Source organism: Tibeticola sediminis (assembly GCF_003843835.1).
Taxonomy (GTDB): domain Bacteria; phylum Pseudomonadota; class Gammaproteobacteria; order Burkholderiales; family Burkholderiaceae_C; genus Tibeticola; species Tibeticola sediminis.
In genome coordinates this window covers 62,835-81,236 of record NZ_RKQL01000005.1, presented here as the reverse complement: position 1 = coordinate 81,236, position 18,402 = coordinate 62,835, and the positions used below count along the sequence as shown (strand labels likewise).

15 protein-coding genes are annotated in these 18,402 nt (G+C 67.4%); 10 read left to right on the top strand and 5 right to left on the bottom strand.

Annotated elements, in window-relative coordinates; all coding sequences use genetic code 11:
* The 3 genes from EDC62_RS10440 (at position 1) to EDC62_RS10430 (ending at position 2,831) form a co-directional block, all read left to right on the top strand.
* The gene (locus EDC62_RS10440) at positions 1 to 1,389 is read left to right on the top strand and encodes a multicopper oxidase family protein (protein WP_124223418.1); all 1,389 of its coding nucleotides are present in this window, start codon (positions 1 to 3) and stop codon (positions 1,387 to 1,389) included.
* A gap of 126 nt (positions 1,390 to 1,515) precedes the next feature.
* Positions 1,516 to 1,797: a copper-binding protein gene (locus EDC62_RS10435; RefSeq protein WP_124223761.1), complete on the top strand. Its 282-nt coding sequence runs from the start codon at positions 1,516 to 1,518 to the stop codon at positions 1,795 to 1,797.
* Between the two features lie 20 nt (positions 1,798 to 1,817).
* Positions 1,818 to 2,831 carry a P1 family peptidase gene (locus tag EDC62_RS10430; protein WP_124223416.1) on the top strand — a complete coding sequence of 338 codons (1,014 nt, stop codon included), beginning with the start codon at positions 1,818 to 1,820 and terminating at the stop codon, positions 2,829 to 2,831.
* Positions 2,832 to 2,916: 85 nt separating this feature from the next.
* Here EDC62_RS10430 and EDC62_RS10425 read toward each other — a convergent pair whose 3' ends face one another.
* Both EDC62_RS10425 and ettA read right to left on the bottom strand, forming a co-directional pair.
* Positions 2,917 to 5,211 (bottom strand): DUF1631 family protein, encoded by a 2,295-nt coding sequence (locus EDC62_RS10425; protein WP_124223414.1) that lies wholly within the window; start codon positions 5,209 to 5,211, stop codon positions 2,917 to 2,919.
* Between the two features lie 69 nt (positions 5,212 to 5,280).
* Positions 5,281 to 6,942 (bottom strand): energy-dependent translational throttle protein EttA, encoded by a 1,662-nt coding sequence (gene ettA, locus EDC62_RS10420; protein ID WP_124223412.1) that lies wholly within the window; start codon positions 6,940 to 6,942, stop codon positions 5,281 to 5,283.
* Positions 6,943 to 7,194: 252 nt separating this feature from the next.
* On the opposite strand from ettA, the gene EDC62_RS10415 reads away from it, so the two are divergent.
* Complete coding sequence (locus EDC62_RS10415) at positions 7,195 to 8,925, top strand: DEAD/DEAH box helicase (RefSeq protein WP_124223758.1); 1,731 nt, start codon at positions 7,195 to 7,197, stop codon at positions 8,923 to 8,925.
* Between the two features lie 12 nt (positions 8,926 to 8,937).
* Here EDC62_RS10415 and EDC62_RS10410 read toward each other — a convergent pair whose 3' ends face one another.
* Positions 8,938 to 9,321 (bottom strand): cupin domain-containing protein, encoded by a 384-nt coding sequence (locus tag EDC62_RS10410; protein WP_124223410.1) that lies wholly within the window; start codon positions 9,319 to 9,321, stop codon positions 8,938 to 8,940.
* A gap of 100 nt (positions 9,322 to 9,421) precedes the next feature.
* Between EDC62_RS10410 and EDC62_RS10405 the strand changes: the two genes are divergently transcribed.
* Positions 9,422 to 10,225 (top strand): SDR family NAD(P)-dependent oxidoreductase, encoded by an 804-nt coding sequence (locus EDC62_RS10405; RefSeq protein WP_124223408.1) that lies wholly within the window; start codon positions 9,422 to 9,424, stop codon positions 10,223 to 10,225.
* 187 nt (positions 10,226 to 10,412) lie between these two features.
* Here EDC62_RS10405 and EDC62_RS10400 read toward each other — a convergent pair whose 3' ends face one another.
* On the bottom strand, positions 10,413 to 11,207 hold the full coding sequence (locus tag EDC62_RS10400) for a tyrosine-protein phosphatase (RefSeq protein WP_124223406.1): 795 nt from the start codon (positions 11,205 to 11,207) through the stop codon (positions 10,413 to 10,415).
* A 442-nt stretch (positions 11,208 to 11,649) separates the two neighbouring features.
* Entirely contained in the window at positions 11,650 to 13,536 is a 1,887-nt protein-coding gene (locus EDC62_RS10395; protein WP_124223404.1) for a 3'-5' exonuclease, read from the bottom strand.
* A 411-nt stretch (positions 13,537 to 13,947) separates the two neighbouring features.
* Between EDC62_RS10395 and EDC62_RS10390 the strand changes: the two genes are divergently transcribed.
* From EDC62_RS10390 to pilV, 5 genes are all read left to right on the top strand, one after another.
* Positions 13,948 to 14,775, top strand: a complete 828-nt coding sequence (locus EDC62_RS10390; RefSeq protein WP_211330991.1) for a lytic transglycosylase domain-containing protein — start codon at positions 13,948 to 13,950, stop codon at positions 14,773 to 14,775.
* 388 nt (positions 14,776 to 15,163) lie between these two features.
* The gene (gene glyA / locus EDC62_RS10385; RefSeq protein WP_124223402.1) at positions 15,164 to 16,408 is read left to right on the top strand and encodes a serine hydroxymethyltransferase; all 1,245 of its coding nucleotides are present in this window, start codon (positions 15,164 to 15,166) and stop codon (positions 16,406 to 16,408) included.
* 142 nt (positions 16,409 to 16,550) lie between these two features.
* A complete protein-coding gene (gene nrdR, locus EDC62_RS10380) occupies positions 16,551 to 17,000 on the top strand; it encodes a transcriptional regulator NrdR (protein ID WP_124223399.1) in 450 nt (149 codons plus the stop codon).
* An 84-nt stretch (positions 17,001 to 17,084) separates the two neighbouring features.
* Entirely contained in the window at positions 17,085 to 17,831 is a 747-nt protein-coding gene (locus tag EDC62_RS10375) for a GspH/FimT family pseudopilin (protein ID WP_170159060.1), read from the top strand.
* 11 nt (positions 17,832 to 17,842) lie between these two features.
* Positions 17,843 to 18,358, top strand: a complete 516-nt coding sequence (gene pilV, locus EDC62_RS10370; protein WP_124223394.1) for a type IV pilus modification protein PilV — start codon at positions 17,843 to 17,845, stop codon at positions 18,356 to 18,358.
* The last annotated feature ends 44 nt before the right edge of the window (positions 18,359 to 18,402 follow it).

The window sequence follows — 18,402 nt, the reverse complement described above, 5'->3', positions numbered from 1 at the left end:
ATGCAACGCAGACAGCTTCTGACTCGAATGGCCCAGGGTGCCGGCCTCGCGGTCGCCGCCACGGCCGTCCACCGCGCGGCGCTGGCCGCCCTGCCCGAGCCGCCGACGCAAACCAGCGCCGAGACGGCTGGGCCGCTCTTTCCCCCCAACGGTCGTCCATACCGCCCCGTGGTCACGCTCAACGGCTGGACCCTGCCCTGGCGCATGAAAGACGGCGTCAAGGAATTCCACCTCGTCGCCGAGCCCGTGGTGCGCGAAATGGCGCCGGGCTTTCGCGTCAACATGTGGGGCTACAACGGCCAGTCGCCGGGGCCGACCATCGAAGTCGTCGAAGGCGACCGGGTGCGCATCTTCGTCACCAACCGCCTGCCCGAACACACCACCGTGCACTGGCACGGCCAGCGCCTGCCCAACGGCATGGACGGCGTCGGCGGCCTCACCCAACCGCACATCGAACCGGGCAAAACCTTCGTCTATGAATTCGTGGCGCGCCGCCCTGGCACCTTCATGTACCACCCGCACGCCGACGAGATGGTGCAGATGGCCATGGGCATGATGGGCTTGTGGATCACCCACCCCAAGGGTCGCCATCCGCTGATCGCCGAGGTCGACCGCGACTACGCGTTCCTGCTCAACGCCTTCGCGGTCGAGCCCGGGAGCGCGACGCCACAGGTCAACACCATGCTCGACTTCAACATCTGGAGCTGGAACAGCCGCGTCTTTCCAGCCATCAGCCCGCTGGTGGCGCGGCTCGGCGACCGGGTGCGCATCCGCATCGGCAACCTCACCATGACCAACCACCCCATCCACCTGCACGGCCATGAATTCGAAGTGACCGGCACCGACGGCGGCCCGGTACCCCGAAGCGCCCGCTGGCCCGAGGTCACGACCGACGTCGCCGTGGGGCAAATGCGGCAAATCGAGCTCATCGCCGACGAACCCGGCGACTGGGCCTTCCACTGCCACAAGAGCCACCACACCATGGGCGCCATGGGTCACAACGTGCCGACGATGATCGGCGTCGATCAGACCGATCTCGTCGAGCGCATCCGCAAGCTCGTGCCCGACTACATGGCCATGGGCGACAAAGGCATGGCGGAGATGGGCAGCATGGAAATGCCGCTGCCCGACAACACCTTCCCGATGATGACCGGAGTCGGTCCCTTTGGTCCGCTGGAGATGGGCGGCATGTTCAGCGTGCTCAAGGTGCGCGCCGATCAGAAGCCGGGCGACTACAGCGACCCCGGCCCCTACCGCCAACCGCCAGGCACCCAGGCGCGCGAATGGGTTACGCCCACAGACCCGCCCCCGCCCGCTCCAGCCGCCCCCGGGCCCGCTGCCCCGGCCAACGCCCAAGCGCACAAGCCCGGCGGCCACGCACACCACTGACGATCCCCATCGAACCCTGCACCATCAAACCTCAAAGGAGCTGACATGACCCCGCAAACGGATATCAAAACCATAGCAACCCTGTCCCTTTTGACAGTGGCATCGGCCGCTTTTTCTGCGGAAAGCATGCCAATGGGCCACCACCACGCCACGGCGGCATCCGCGCAGGCTCCGGCCGCCGCCGAATCGCCCTGGACCGAGGGCGAGGTGCGCAAAATCGACGCCGCGGCGGGCAAGATCACGCTGCGCCATGCCGACATGCCGCATCTGCAGATGATGGGCATGACCATGGTTTTTCGCGTTGCCGACCCCGCGCTGCTGCAAGGGCTTGGGGTAGGCCAGGCGGTGCGCTTCAAGGCCCAGCGCGAGGGCGGGCAGCTCACCGTCACCGCCATCGAGAAGCGCTGAAGCCCGCGAGTGCCACGGCGATGACCGGCCCCGCCCCCACCGACAGCCTCACCGACGTCGCCGGCATCGAGGTCGGCCACTTCACCGACCCGCGTCGGCCCACCGGCTGCACCGTGGTGCTCGCGCGCGAGGGCGCAGTCGGCGGCGTCGATGTGCGCGGCGCCGCCCCCGGCACGCGCGAGACCGACCTGCTCGAACCGGGCAACACCGTGGGCGTCGTGCATGCCGTGCTGCTCTCGGGCGGCAGCGCCTATGGGCTCGATGCGGCCGGCGGCGTGATGCGCTGGCTCGAAGCCCACGGCATCGGCCTCGAAGTAGGCGCAGCGCGCGTGCCGATCGTGCCCGCCGCCGTGCTGTTCGACCTCGGCCTCGGCGACGCCCGCATCCGCCCCGACGCGGCTGCGGGGGCAGCCGCCTGCGCCGCCGCGAGCCGCGCACCCGTCGCCCAAGGCAACGTCGGTGCCGGGGCAGGCGCCACCGTCGCCAAGATGTTCGGCATGGCGCGGGCCATGAAGGGCGGCATCGGCAGCGCCTCGATCACGATCGGCGGCGTGACGGTGGGTGCTCTCGTCGCCTGCAATGCGCTCGGTGACGTGCGCGACCCCGACAGCGGCCAGCTGGTCGCCGGCGCGCGCGGCGCCGACGGTACGGGGTTCGTCGATACGCGGCGCGCGCTGCTCGCGGGCGAGCCGCCGCTGCCCATCCTCGCGGGTACCCAAACCACGATCGGGGTGATTGCCACCGATGCCCAACTCGACAAAGCGCAAGCCCGTCGCCTCGCGCAGGTCGGCCACGACGGCCTGGCGCGCAGCATCGACCCGGTGCACACCCTCTCCGACGGCGACACCTTGTTCGTCCTGGCCACCGGTGGGGCACCCCGCCGCAGCGATGCGCCCGGCATGACGGTGTTGTGCGTCATGGCCGCCGAGGTGGTGGCCCGCGCCACCGTGCGCGCCGTGCGCGCCGCGCGCAGCCTGGAGGTAGGCGGACTGTGGCTGCCCGCCGCATCCGACTTCGAAGTGCCTCGGCGCTGACGCTGCGCGGCAGCGCTCTGCCTTCGGGCCGTATCCCGGCTGCGGCCGGGCGCGCACCATCACGGGAACTTATTCAGCGTTGCCTTCAGCGTTGCCCCAAGCTGTTGCGCAACGCCTGCTGAGCGACGGCGTCGAGCGCTCCGTCGACCATCAGTCCGGCCGAAACGATGCGGATCATGCCGCTGGCGAGCAAGCGCGCCATCGAGCGGCGCGACATCGAGTGCGCCCGGCCCCGGCTCGAGGTAAACATGAACAGCGTTCGATGCGGGCTGCTCCACGTGAGCTTGAGCCGCGTCCACTGGCCATCGAGCAGGAGCTCGACCCAGGCGCCTTCGGCGATCGCATCGCTCGCGGCCTCGGCCTGCGCGCGTGCATCCCACGGAACCTCGGGCGACTCGGGGTCGACCGGAAGCACGGCGTCGGCCTCGATGTAGCCGAAATGCTCGGTTTCGTTCTCGGCCAGCCAGGGGGTATCGGCCGGCATGACGGCTGCGGCCTCGGCCAGCGTCGCGCCGGCTTGCGCCGCATCGCCCGAGGCTTCGGCTTCCTCGGCCGAGACGCCTTCGAGCTCATCCCCGACCGCCAGCCCCGCGGCGATCGCCGCCTCCCGGCGCGCCCGGGCCTCGCGCAAGACCTCCTCATGGCAGGCAATCAGCGCATCGAAAAACAGCCCGATCTGCTCGGGCGAGCGTCCGAGCAGTTCGAGCCCGCTGCGCAAGGTCGCCAGCAAGCCCGGAATGATCTTCACCAGATGCGCCGGATTGCGCCGCGCCAGCCGCGGCTGCACGCTCCAGACCAGTGGCTCGATCACCGCCTGGTACGCGCGCACCGATGCCTCGTCGGCCACGCCGCGCAGCTGCGCCTCGGCGACCACCTGAGCCCAGGGCCCGAGAATGAATCCGCGCACCAGCGCCGGCACGGGCTTGTCGGCCAGGCGCGTCGACCATTGCTCGACCAGGCGCTGTGCGAGCAGGTTGCGCTGCTCGATGTGCAACAGTGCGCGCGCCGCCTCCTCGCGCTGCTGCAGCAGCTGGCGATCGGCCTCGGCCCAGTGTGCTTTCAGGATGGCCAGCGCCCGCGTGAACGCATCGGCGCCGCCTGCGGGGTTGCGCAACAAGGCCTCGACCCCCTCCTCGACCGAGGCCAGAAACGCATCGAAGCCCGGATCCTCCGCGGTCGGGAAGGCGAGGCTGCGGTCGGTGACCTGATCGAGCCACTGCCGCGCCGGGTGATGCGCTTCGCTGAAAAACCGCATGTCCGAGCGTGCCAAAGACACGAGCATGGGTTCGAGCCGCCGCAACTGATCCCGAAGCGGCGGCAGCAGTCGCTCATCGGCCAGCAGGTTTTCCACCATGAGGCGGCCGACTTCCTCGCCGATTTGCTGCGCCAGCGCCCGTCCTTCGAGCGGTCGGCGGCGCAAGGCATCGGCCTGCTGCCGCGCCGCGCGGGCGCCGCCCTTGGCGCTGCGCTGTGCTTCGAGTCGAGCAATCATCGCCTCGACCTGCTTCATGTCCTGCAGCGAGACGACGCATGCGGGCACGGTGTGCAAGAAGTCCCCTGCCGGCGCAACCAGGTTCGGCCCCCGCAGCAAGTCCCCCACGTCGGTGTTGAACAGCCGCCGCAAGCGCTCAAGCGTCAGCACGGTCCGTGCGGCCTCACTCGCAGGGGCATCCGTCGCTGCGGCAGCGCCAGCCGCTGCCGTCGCCAGCACCGTGCGCTCGGTCACCGCGGGTTCGACCTGGTGCGCGGCCATCCACTCGGAAAGCTCGCGATAGAGCTGCCGCACGCCCGCGGCGAAACGCCCGGACGACACCGCCAACAGCTCGGAGCGGAGTTCGGGCACCGGCAAATGCGCCGCAAACGCATCGCGGTAGGCCTGCGCCCAAATCTCGGGGCGCAAGGGGTTGATCGTGGGCTGCACGCTGATCCAGCCCATGACGCTGCTCATCAGCGCATCGAAGCGGGGGCGCACGTCGCTGACCGCGACCTCGACATCGCGCTGCACGCGCGCGAGTTCGATGCTCTCGTCGAGCGCTCGCGCATCGAAAAATTGCAGCTCATCGAACCGCACGGTCGTGCGCACCCGATCGCTCGAGCCGCCGCCAAAGGAAAGAATGCGCAGCTGGCCCGTGAAGGCCTTGCGCAAAGAGTCACGCCGTTCGACGAGCTGCCGGATGGCCGGCAAGAGCGCGGGCCGCGGGGCATCCGGGGCTGCGCCCTTGCTCCCCGCGGTCAGCGCCAGCAGCAGGCCGTCGAGCACCTGGTCGATCAAACCCGGCGCCTGCGCCAAGGCCATCTCGAGGCAGGCCGACACCGTCGGCTTGCGCGCGGCCATCGGGTCGATCAACCCGATGCGCGGTAGGGCGGCAGGCTTGTTCATCGGCGCGAGTATTGCAGGAAAGCCGCTGCTTGCGCAGCCCCCGCGCCGCGCCGCTTGCACCGTCGCCGCTTACTTGAGCGCCTTGTAGCGCACGCGGTGCGGGCGCGCGCCCTCTTCACCGAGGCGCCGCTTTTTGTCGGCTTCGTATTCCTGATAGTTGCCGTCGAAGAACACCCACTGGCTGTCGCCCTCGGCGGCGAGGATGTGCGTCGCGATGCGGTCGAGGAACCAGCGGTCGTGGCTGATGACGAGGATGGAGCCCGCGAACTCGAGCAGCGCATCTTCGAGCGCGCGCAGGGTTTCCACGTCGAGGTCGTTCGATGGTTCGTCGAGCAGCAGCACGTTGCCGCCGGCGATCAAGGTCTTGGCCAGGTGCAGCCGGCCGCGCTCGCCGCCCGAGAGCGTGCCGACCTTCTTTTGCTGGTCACCGCCGTTGAAATTGAAGCGGCCGCAGTAGGCGCGGCTGGCCATCTGGAACTTGCCGACGGTGAGGATGTCGAGCCCGCCGGAAATGTCTTCCCAGACGGTCTTGTCGGCGCTGAGCGCGTCGCGCGATTGGTCGACGTAGGCGAGCTTGACCGTCGAGCCGATCACCACTTCGCCGCTGTCGGGCTGCTCTTTGCCTGCAATCATCTTGAACAGCGTGGACTTGCCCGCGCCGTTGGGCCCGATGATGCCGACGATGGCCCCGGGCGGCACGCTGAACGACAGGTTGTCGATCAGCAGCCGGTCGCCGAAGGACTTGCTGACGTTCTTGAACTCGATGACCTGATTGCCCAGGCGGTCGGCCACGGGAATGAAGATTTCCTGCGTTTCGTTGCGCTTTTGGTATTCGTAGTCGGAGAGCTCTTCGAAGCGAGCCAGACGCGCCTTGCTCTTGGCCTGCCGACCCTTGGGGTTCTGCCGCACCCACTCCAATTCCTTCTTCATGGCCTTCACGCGGGCGTCCTCGCTGCGCTGCTCCTGCTCGAGCCGCGCCTCTTTTTGCTCGAGCCAGCTCGAATAGTTGCCCTTCCAAGGAATGCCGTGCCCGCGGTCGAGTTCGAGGATCCACTCGGCCGCGTTGTCGAGGAAGTAGCGGTCGTGGGTGACGGCCACGACGGTGCCCGGGAAACGCTGCAGGAATTGTTCGAGCCACTCCACCGATTCGGCGTCGAGGTGGTTGGTCGGTTCATCGAGGAGCAGCATGTCGGGCTTGGACAGCAGCAGCCGGCACAAGGCCACGCGGCGCTTCTCGCCGCCGGAGAGGTTCTGGATCACCGCATCCCAGGGCGGCAGGCGCAAGGCATCGGCCGCGATTTCGAGCTGATGCTCGGAGCCGTCGCCGGCAGTTGCCAAAATGGCTTCGAGCCGCGCTTGCTCGGCGGCGAGCGCGTCGAAGTCGGCGTCAGGCTCGGCATAGGCGGCGTACACCTCTTCGAGCCGCTGCTTGGCCTGCAAAATCTCGCCCATACCGCCCTCGACCGCCTCACGCACGGTCTGCTGGGGGTCGAGTTGTGGCTCCTGCGGCAGGTATCCGATCTTGAGGCCGGGCATCGGGATCGCCTCGCCCTCGTATTCCTTGTCCACCCCGGCCATGATCTTGAGCAGCGTGGACTTGCCCGAGCCGTTGAGGCCGAGCACCCCGATCTTGGCGCCCGGGAAAAAGCTGAGAGAAATGTCCTTGAGAATCTGGCGCTTCGGCGGAACGATCTTGCCGAGGCGATTCATGGAAAAGACGTACTGGGCCATTTTGTGACTTCCAAAAAAAGCGGCGCCTGTTGCAGGAATGCACAGCGCCCATGCGTCAATTATCCCAGCATGCGACAATACGCCTCGTTGCGGCACCCAGTTATCCGCACATCAGCACGTTGCTGGGGACGAACGAGGCCCATCGCGCCTTGCGGCTCCCACCCCCCGAAGTCCATCGACCTTGACTGGCCCGACATGCCCCGCATGCCGGAACAGGCCGATGTTCCAAGCGCCCAGGACGGGCGCATCCTTATGAAATTTGAAGATCTCCAACTGGCTCCGGCCATCGTCAAGGCCGTGCAGGAGCAAGGCTACGAAACCCCCACGCCGATCCAGGCCCAGGCCATACCGCTCATCCTCGCCGGCCATGACCTGCTCGGCGGCGCCCAGACCGGCACCGGCAAGACGGCTGCGTTCACGCTGCCCATGCTCGACATCCTCTCGCGCGGCGAGCGCAAGAAAAACAAGTTCGGCGGCACGGCGATCCGCGGGCTCGTCCTCACCCCGACACGCGAACTCGCCGCCCAGGTCGAGGAATCGGTGCGCACCTACGGCAAATACCTCGACCTGAGCTCCGCCGTCGTCTTTGGCGGCGTGGGCATGAACCCGCAGATCAACGCCATGAAGCGCGGCGTCGACATCCTCGTCGCGACCCCGGGCCGGCTGCTCGACCTTCAGCAGCAGGGCTTCCTCGACCTCTCCGGCGTGCAGATGCTCGTACTCGACGAAGCCGACCGCATGCTCGACATGGGCTTCATCCATGACGTGAAGAAGGTGCTCGCGCTGGTGCCGCGTGACAAGCAAAGCCTGCTGTTCTCGGCCACCTTCAGCGATGAAATCCGCGAGCTCGCCAATGGCTTGCTCAAGAACCCGCAAAGCGTGCAGGTCACGCCGCGCAACACCACCGTGCAGCGCATCCGTCAAGTCATCCACCCGGTCGGCCGCAACAAGAAAAAAGCCTTACTCGCGCACATCATCCAGAGCAAGAACTGGAGCCAGGTGCTGGTGTTCACCCGCACCAAATTCGGCGCCAACCATGTGGCCGACTTTCTCAACAAGAACGGCATCACCGCGATGGCGCTGCACGGCAACAAAAGCCAGAGCGCGCGCACGCAGGCGCTTGCCGGCTTCAAGAGCGGGGAGATCCGCGCCCTGGTGGCGACCGACATCGCCGCGCGTGGCATCGACATCGAAGACCTGCCGCATGTCGTGAACTACGACATCCCCAATGTCAGCGAAGACTATGTGCACCGCATCGGCCGCACCGGCCGCGCCGGCGCCACCGGCGAAGCGGTCAGCCTCGTGAGCCTCGACGAAGAAGGCTTCATGATGGACATCGAGCGCTTCACCAAGCAGGAAATTCCGGTGGAGTTCATCGAGGGCTTCGGTCCCGAACCCGGCGAAAAGGCCGAACCCATCGCCATGGGGCGGCAAACCCTCTGGGGCGGTGCGGGCAAGCCTCCGAGCCGCGAGGTCATGGCCGCCGCGGCCAAAGCCGCACGGGCCGAGATGACGCAACGCCTGCGCGAGGGCAAGGGCCAGCGCGGCGGTGGCGGCAACGCGGGCGGCCGCGCCGGTCGGAGCGACGGCGGCGCGCAGCCCCGAGCCGTGCGACCCGAAGCATCCGCTGCCCGCGCCGGCCGACCGGCCGACCGTGGCCAAGCCGGCCGCAAAGGCCCGAACCCCAACGCCAGCCAGCCACGCGCAGGCCGCACGGAGCCCCGCGACGACGAATACGGCAGCGAATTCGCACCCGATGAGCTGCCGCGCAATGTCGATCCGCTGCGCACCAACCTGCATGGCACGCGCAATGCCCCGCGCCGCCCCGCGGTTGACGCATCCGGCCAGCCCGACCCGATGCGCACCAGCATCGACAGCATGGCCGGCGGTGCCGGTCGTGGCCGTCGCAGCGGCTTCGGCGGCAAGCGTTCCGGCGGCGGCGCCAACCGCAGCGGCAACAGCGCGCCACGGTTCGGGCGCTGAGCGCGCCGCGCGTCAAACCCGCACGAACAAGGTCTCGAGCGGCGCCTCGTCGAGCGCGCGGCTGCGGTGGCCGTGCACGCTCGGGTCGAACACAGTCCCTTCGGGCAGCAAGTCGGCCGAAAGAAAGCTCTCCCCGGAGCCGAAGATGCGCGTGCTGCCGTCCTGCAGGCCAATCTCCATGCGCCCGCGCAGCACGATCAGCCACTGCGGGTACTCGGTGCAGTGAAAGCGGCTCTCGAAGCCCGCAGGGCTCCAGCGCCATTGGTAACCGCCCGAGGGCGCCAAGGGCGATAGCGCCGCCGCGGGGCTGCCTGCGCACAGTTCGATGATCTCGTCGCGAAAGCGCGCGCGGCCGTCGACATCGGTGTAGAGCACGGCGCGGGTGATTTGGGGCATGGGCTAGGCTCCGTCTGGATTCAAAGGGCGCATGTTCGCATGCACGCCCGGGATGCGCGGCGCGCGAAGGACTGGTTCAGCGTTGCCCTACCATTACCGCATGGATCAAACAGCCCCCCACCCCTCTGCTTCTTCGTCCATCTGTTTCGGTCTGCAGGGCCGCGTCGTGCTCATCACCGGTGCGGCGCAAGGCATAGGCGCGGCCTGTGCGCGCCGCTTCGCGCGCGAGGGCGCGCAGCTCGTGCTCCTCGACGTCGATGCCGCGCGCAACGAGGCGCTGGCGGCCGAGCTGGGCGCGCTCGCGCTGCGCTGCGACGTCGGCGCCAAAGCCGAGGTCGACGCCGCCGTGGCCGCTGCGCTCGCGACACATGGCCGCATCGACGTGCTGGTCAACAACGCGGGCATCTTCAAGGCCGCGGATTTCCTCGAAGTCACCGAAGCGGACTTCGACGCGGTACTGCGCGTCAACCTCAAAGGCTCGTTCCTGATGGGGCAGGCGGTGGCGCGCGCGATGGTGCAGACCGGCACCCGCGGCGCCATCGTCAACATGAGTTCCGTCAACGGTGTGATGGCGATTCCGAGCATCGCCAGCTACAACGCGAGCAAGGGCGGCGTCAACCAGCTCACGCGCGCGATGGCGCTGGCTCTCGCGGACCATGGCATCCGCGTCAACGCCGTCGCACCCGGAACCATCGCCACCGAACTCGCCGCGCAGGCGGTGCTCACCAGCGCCGAAGCCCGCGCTCGCATCCTCTCGCGCACGCCGATGAAGCGCCTGGGCACGCCCGAGGAAGTCGCGGAGGTGGTCGCCTTTCTCGCCAGCGACGCGGCGAGCTACATGACCGGCGAAATCGTGACTGTGGACGGCGGGCGGTTGGCGTTGAACTACACGGTGCCGGTCTAGGGCAACGCTGAACAAGACCCTCGCGCGCCGCGCATCCCGGCTGCGGGCGGTCTGCGTCGTTGCAAATCCTCGCCATAGCTGCGGCTATGGCTGCGGTTTGCGCCTCGCATCCCATCCCGCATCCGGGCGCGCGCCATCGCAGGAACTTATTCAGCGTTGCCCTAGCATTTTTGACGGTCTTTTGCGCCTACCCCGGCGTGAACTGGTCTTGTGTAGCTATCATTTTTGATTCTTCCAAAGGCGCCTGCAAATACATCTGCGCAAGCCGCTCGCGCGCTGCGGGTGTGAGCGCGAGCGCACGGTTCAGGTAGGACTCCAACCCGCCGAAGTCGCGCTCGATGGCTTCGAAGGCCGCATGCAGAAAATCCTCCTGCACCTGCCAAAGCACGCGCAGCACCTCATTCGGGGCACTGCCCGCATACGCTTCGGGCATGCGGTAGTGGTGGTTGGTCAGCAAATAGTCGTGCATTACCGTCTGGCGCGGCACCCCAAGCGCGAGCAGCACCAAGGCAACGGCAAAACCGGTGCGGTCCTTGCCGGCGGTGCAGTGCACGACCGAGGGCAGGTCGCGCTCGAGCAAATGGGCGAACAATTCGGCAAAGCGCGGCGAGTTGTCGGTGACGAAGGCGCGATAAGTTTCCTGCATCAACCGCACCGTGTGCGCCGCGGTGAGCGACTCGCCGCGCGCACGCAATTCCTGCAAGCGTTGCACCACCGTGGGCTCGATCGGCAGGGGCTGCACCCGCACGCCTGGCAGCGCGTAAGGCTGCGCAGCGCGCTCCCGCTCGCCCCGCAGGTCGAAACTGCGCCCCAAACCCAGCGCCTGCAACCGCGCCACATCTTCAGGCACGAGCGCCCCGAGGTGGTCTGAGCGGAACAAGCGCCGCCAGCGCAACACGCGTCCATCGACCGTGCGGTAGCCGCCAAGATCACGAAAGTTGCTCGCCCCACGCAGGGGCACATGTCGATCAGGATGATGCATCGCACAGAAGTTAGCAGGAAACGGGCCAAGCATTCGCTTGATCCTTCCGAAGTCTGCCCGCCGATCGTGACACTTGTGCAACGCTGAATCCATTTCCGCGATGGCGCGCGTGGGGCTTCTTCAGCGTCGCGCTTGGGCGTCGAAGCCTGTGTGCCCGCGCTGCCGCCTGGATTTTCCCTGGCGCGCGCCTCATCTTTGTGCATCCAGGCAGGCAAATGCCCGTTCTTGGTCACAGTTTGGCGCACTTCGGTTCCAATACGCCCATGCCTTTACCTTCACCCCCCACACAAAAGCTTCGCCCCCAAGGGCGCAAACCCGCTCCCGCTTGGCAAGGCCCCTTGGTCCGCTGGGCGACCGATTTTTCGATGAATGCGCCGCGCTGGCTGCCGACGTGGCTGCGCCACGCGCCCATGAAGGCGATCTCCTACGCGCTTCGGGTTTACTACAAAGGCTGGGACTGAGCGCCGGCGTCTTTCACGGCCAGCGCCTCGAGTGCGTTGCGCACGCGGTCGACGATCGGTGAGGCCCCTGCGGCGGAAAGCACCAGGCGGTGCGTGGCGCGGGTCATTCCGACATAGAGCAAGCGGGCGGCCTCGTCCAGCGACTCCTCACGCGCAGGCATGCGGTGCAGGCCCACGATCGCAACGAACGGAAACTCCAAGCCCTTGGCGCTGTGCATGGTGACGAGCTTGGCCGCGGGCGCGGCCCAGTCGAAGTGGCGGAAGTCGCTCCCGCCCATCGATTGCAGCGCAATGCCCCGACGGTGCAGCTCGCGCGCCACGGTGTTGAGCTGCGCCTTGGTGCGTGCGAGCACAGCCAGGTCGCCCAGGGCGAGGCCGTCGGCCAGCGCGGCCTCGACCTGCGAGGCCACGGCCGCGGCCTCTTCGGCTTCGCTGGCCACCTCGATGAGCCGTGGCATGGGGCCGCGGCGGCCCGCGCTGGCCGGGAGGACGCAGGGCACGGCGTCGTCGTCGGCACCGGCGCGCTCGTCATCGAGCAGGCCTTGCGCGCAACGCAGCGCCAGCGCCAGGATTTCCGCGGTGTTGCGGTAGTTCAGCCGCATCACGCTGGTGCGGCCCCGGGCCTGGATGCCGAGCTTGGCGAAGCTGAAGCTGCGGCGCGACTTCTGGTAGATGCTTTGCGCGTCGTCGTAGAGCACCAGCAGCGCATTCGTCGCCGGGTTCACCAGACGCGTGGCCATGCGCAACCAGGCGTCCTCGAAATCATGAGCTTCGTCGATGAGCAGCGCGCTGTACTGGCCACCGGGCACGAGGCCGGTCTCCACGCTGCGGCTCACCGTCGCGGCCAGCGCCTCGAAGTAAGCCTCGCCGCGCAGGTCAGCGCCGACCTCGAGCTGGTAGCTGCGCACCATGTCGTGGCACCAGGCATGGAAGGTGCGCACCACCACCGTCTGCTCGCTCACGCCGCGCTCGCGCAGCACGAAGCCGATGCGCTCGGCCAGCGCGCGGTTGTAGCAGAGCACCAGCACCGGCTGCTCAGGCCGCGCGGCGGCGGCGAGCTGCTGCGCGCGGAAGATGAGGATCATGGTCTTGCCCGAGCCGGCCGGGCCGTGGATGACGCGGTGGCCCTCGCCCAGCGTGCGTGCAATCTGCTCCTGCTGCAAGTCCATGACCTGCATGAGATCGGGCAGCGGCGCCAGGGCAGAGCTGCCGTCGTCCAGCGCGAGCGCTTGTTGCGCCTGCACGCGCACCTCGGGGAAGAGGTGCCAGCGCACGCGGTCGCGCTGCGGCAGTGACAACGCAAACGGAAACGTCAGGACGAACATGCCCCAGAGGCGCTTCTCGAAATCGTAGGGTTCCACATCCTCGGCGAGGTCGTCGCGCAGCAGGGTCTTGTGCTCGGGGAAGACCTCGGCAAAGTCGCTGCCATCGATCTTGCGGCGCTCGATTTTCGAGAGCACGCAGCCCCAGCCGTAAGGCACGCGTGACTTGCCCCGAAACGGCCCGTCGTCGTGCACGAGCACGGCGTCGCCTTGCAGCACGTCGTTGAGTTCAAGCGCGTAGGTGCGTGCCTGCACCAGCGGATGCGCCACGGTCTGCAGACCGTGCGCGGTAGCCAGCTCCACCCGGTCGCGCGTGGCGCTGCGCAGGCTCGAGAGCGCCCAGTGCTTGACCTCCAGAATCAGCAGGCCGCGGCGCGGGCTGAACACCACGAAGTCGGGCTGGCGCTGGCGCGGCCCCACGGGCACGTCGTGCCAGACGAGGTAGTCGTCGCTGAGGCAGCGCTTGAGCTGGTGCAGCACCGCGCGCTCGCCGGCGTTGTCGCAGCGGCGGTCGATGGCGCTCAGGCCTTGGGGAAAAACAGCCATGGAACGAACAGCAAGGCGGATGCAATCACAGATCCAATCATGCCAGCGTCCGAGGCGACGCACGGGTACGCGGGTGCGCGAGCGCGTGGGCGCTCAGGCAGGCAAGCCACCCCAGGGTCACGACCCTGGGCACGATCAAAACCAAGGCTGGCCGGAGCTCTTTAATGTCTTTTTGAATCTTAACACTTGAGTCTTTAGTATTGACTAGGCATGAAGTCGACTCCTAGAATCGGCGCCAACCCATCCCACCTAGGGACAACCCTAGCCGCTGCCGCCCGTCGGCCCCGGCGCTTCCGAGACCAGCCGTCGCCCCGACGCGCGACGGAATGCGCCGCCAACCCATCCCAACGGGGTCACGCCTGACCGTCCTCGTGACGCACGGCCCCGCCCCGCGAAGAAAGGAGTGAAGAAATGACAGCGCTGGTAAACACCACCCCCGACCTGCGTCGCCTGGCCCAAAGCCTCACGCAGATGATCTTCAAACTCACCCACAATGGCTTCGCCCTCGTCGGCGTTGCCGTGGCCTGCCTCGCCATTGCCCTGATCGCCCGCCCCGATTTGCGCGAAAGCGGCGAAGCGCAGCTCATTCAATGGGTGCAGGAGCGGCTCATGGCCCAGCAGCCCGAAGACGCCGATCCGTCGGCCATCGAGCGCGCCACGGCCACCAACCCCAAGGACCTGCCGCGCGAGCAGGCGGCCGTCGCCTACTGGCTGAGCCGCAAGTACCGCGTCGCGCCCGAGCCGATCAGCGCCCTGGTTGCCGCGGCCTACGAGGTGGGCCGCAGCGCCAAGCTCGACCCGACGCTGATCCTCGCCGTCATGGCGGTGGAATCGAGCTTCAACCCCTTTGCCCAAAGCCCCGTCGGCGCCCAGGGCCTCATGCAGGTGATGACGCGCGTCCACGCCGACAAATACCAAAACTTCGGCGGCACGCTTGCAGCCTTCGACCCGGTCACCAATTTGCGCGTAGGCGTCAAGGTGCTGCAGGAATGCATCGCCCGTGCGGGCTCGGTGCAAGGCGGCCTCAAACTCTACGTGGGCGCCGGCAACGACGACAACGACAGCGGTTACGCTGACAAAGTGCTCAGCGAGCACGCCCGTCTCCAACAAGTGGCCAAGGGCCGCGTCGTGCCCATCGCCCCGCCGCAGGCCATCGCCGCCACGAACAGCCGCCCGGGCGCCGCGCCTGCGGCGAGCGCCTCTGACCTGAGCGCAAGTCACACTGGCCTGGACGGTTGAGGCAACCCTGAACAAGTCCCCCGCGCGTCGCGCATCCCGGCTGCGGGCGGTCTGCTTCGTTGCAAATCCTCGCCATAGCTGTGGCTATGGCTGCGGTTTGCGCCTCGCATCCCATCCCGCCGCCGGGCGCGCGCCATCGCGGGAACTTATTCAGCGTTGCCTTAATCACGACGCTTTCAGCTAAACTGCGCCCCGTGCGCAACTGGCGATAGGCGCCGCCTGCCCCTCGAGGGAATCTGGCGCCGACGTGGACCCCGGGGCTGCCTGACTGCAACCCCGACAACCACGGGGAAGCGCACCGCGCGGCCGAACGGTTTGCGTGTTTTGCCGTTCGCCTGGGCAGCCCTTGTCGCCGCGCAAGGACCATTTCCTCAAAGGACTGCCATCCATGTACCACCGCAGCCAGCTCATCGCACAAACCGACCCCGAACTCTGGGCCGCCATCGAGGCCGAAAACCGTCGCCAGGAAGACCACATCGAGCTCATCGCGAGCGAGAACTACGCCTCGCCCGCCGTCATGGCCGCACAAGGCACGCAGCTCACCAACAAATATGCCGAGGGCTACCCCGGCAAGCGGTACTACGGCGGCTGTGAATACGTCGACATCGCCGAGCAGCTCGCCATCGACCGCGTCAAGCAGCTCTTCGGCGCCGAAGCCGCCAACGTGCAGCCGCACTGCGGCGCCAGCGCCAACGAGGCGGTGTTCCTCGCCTTCCTCAAGCCCGGCGACACCATCATGGGCATGAGCCTGGCCGAAGGCGGCCATCTCACGCACGGCATGGCGCTCAACATGAGCGGCAAGTGGTTCAACGTCGTCTCCTACGGCCTCAACGCCCAGGAAGAAATCGACTACGACGCGATGGAGCGCAAAGCGCACGAAACCCGCCCCAAGCTCATCATCGCCGGCGCCAGCGCCTACAGCCTGCGCATCGACTTCGCGCGCTTTGCCAAAGTGGCCAAGGACGTCGGCGCCATCTTCATGGTCGACATGGCGCACTATGCCGGCCTCATCGCCGCGGGCGTCTACCCCAACCCCGTGCCGCATGCCGACGTGGTGACCTCCACCACGCACAAGAGCCTGCGCGGCCCGCGCGGCGGCATCATCCTCATGAAGGCCGAGCACGAGAAAGCCATCAACAGCGCCATCTTCCCCGGCCTGCAAGGCGGCCCACTGATGCACGTCATCGCCGCCAAGGCCGTGGCCTTCAAAGAAGCGTTACAGCCCGAGTTCAAAACCTACCAGCAGCAGGTGGTCAAAAACGCCCAGGTCATCGCCGAGACCCTCACGCAGCGCGGCCTGCGCATCGTCAGCGGCCGCACCGAAAGCCACGTCATGCTCGTCGACCTGCGCGCCAAGGGCATCACCGGCAAGGAAGCTGAAGGCCTGCTGGGCAGCGCCCACATGACCATCAACAAGAACGCCATCCCCAACGACCCCGAAAAGCCCATGGTCACAAGTGGCGTGCGCATCGGCACCCCGGCGATGACCACCCGCGGTTTCAAGGAAGAAGAAGCCCGCCAGACCGCCCACCTCATCGCCGACGTGCTCGACAACCCGCGCGACGCAGCCAACATCGAAGCGGTGCGCGCCATGGTCGCCGCGCTGACCGCGCGCTTTCCGGTGTACAAGTGAACACCCCCCTGAGGCGCTGCGCGCCTTCCCCCCTGAACGCCACCCTTCGGTGGCAGGGGGGACGCACCCGGTGGCCCGGCAAAGCCGGCTCCACGGGCGCCCGGGAAGAAGCCCGGTCCTTCACATATCAGGGTTTTCTGCCATGAAGTGCCCCTTCTGCGGCCACGCCGAGACCCAAGTGGTCGAAACCCGCGTGTCCGAAGACGGGGACTTCATCCGCCGTCGCCGCCAGTGCGCGCAGTGCGGCAAGCGCTTCACCACCTACGAGCGGCCCGACCTCAGCTTCCCCGCCATCGTCAAGAAAGACGGCCGCCGCACCGACTACGACCGCGCCAAGCTGCGCGCGTCGCTCATGCTCGCGCTGCGCAAGCGCCCGGTCAGCACCGAACAGGTCGACGCCGCCATCGAGCGCATCGAGGAAAAGCTGCTCGCCGCCGGCGCCCGAGAAACCCCCTCCGCCCGCCTGGGCGAGCTCGTCATGCGCGAGCTGAAAAAACTCGACAAGGTCGCCTACGTGCGCTTTGCCAGCGTCTACCGCAGCTTCGAGGACGTGGACGACTTCCGGGCGCTGGTGGAAGAGGTTCGGCGGTAGCAACGCACTCCGCTCATCCGCCCACGGCTACCGTTCATCGGTTTACCCTGGCCCAAGGCGCCCCGCATGCGCCAGACTACGGCCATGAAACCCGAGGCAACGTTGAATCAGTTCCAGCGACGGTGCGCGCGCGGATACAAGATGGGTCGCGGCAGGGCGTGCGAAACCGAACGCGAGACCGATCGTTCATTGCAGCCGAAGCGGTGGCCAAGCGCCGTCTGCGGGGCACCCCACCCGCCGACGCAATGGACGGCGCTTGCGGGGCTCGCTCGGCACGCCACCACACGCGGCTTCACCCTGCCCGAGTTGCTGGTCACGATCGCCATCCTTGGCATCCTTCTGGCGCTGGCGGCCCCGAGCCTGCGCGAGATCCTGGCTACCTCGGAGCTGCGCAGCCTGTCAATCGAACTGACGTCCACGCTCGAACAGGCACGCTCCGAAGCCATCAAGCGCGGTGGCCGCGTCACCGTCTGCCCCAGCGCCAACGGCACCAGCTGCCTCACCAACGTGGGCGACTGGCGCTCCGGCTGGATCGTCTTTACCGATGACACGCGTACGGGCACCACGGCCAGCCTCGACACCGGTGAAACGGTCCTGCGCCGATTCCAAGGCGCGAGCAGCAACATCGTCACCACCGGCAATCTGCCCTACATCTCGTTTGCATCCGACGGCACATCTCGCCAGTTGAATGGCGGCTTCCTCGCCGGCACCTTGCGGCTGTGCACCACCGTCCCCAGCATCCGTGATGATGAGCGCGCCCGCCTCTACACGCTCAACGCGATGGGCCGCATCACCGTCACCAAGCCCAGCGTCTCCGCCGCCTGTAACTGAGCCTGTCGTCCATGAACGCCAACGCCCCAAGACCAACCCGTTTCGTCGCGCGGCAGCGTGGCGCCACGCTACTCGAGATTCTGGTCGCCTTGCTGATCCTCAGCCTCGGTATCCTCGGCATGGGTGCGCTGCAGACCCGCGCCATCAAAGGCAACGTCAGCAGCATGCAGCGCTCGCAAGCGGTCATGCTCAGCTACTCGATCCTCGAGGCCATGCGTATCGACCGGGCGGGGGCCCAAGCAGGCACTTACAACACCGGCACCTTCGACACCGGCACGGGCCTGATCGACGCAAAACTCTGCGGCCCTTCAACCATCACCGGCACGACCTTGCGCGACAACAACCTGCGCGACTGGCTCATCTCGATACAGCTCAATCTCGGCCAACCCGGCGACACCACCAGCTGTGGCGCCATTTATTGCGACACCACCAGCAACCCCGCCAATTGCCGTATCCAGGTGTTCTGGGACGACCAACGTGCCGGCGGACTCGGCAATCAAATGATCGAAACGGTGTCCCGGCTATGAAACCCATCCGTCACCGCCCACACCTCGCATCGCTTGCACCGTCC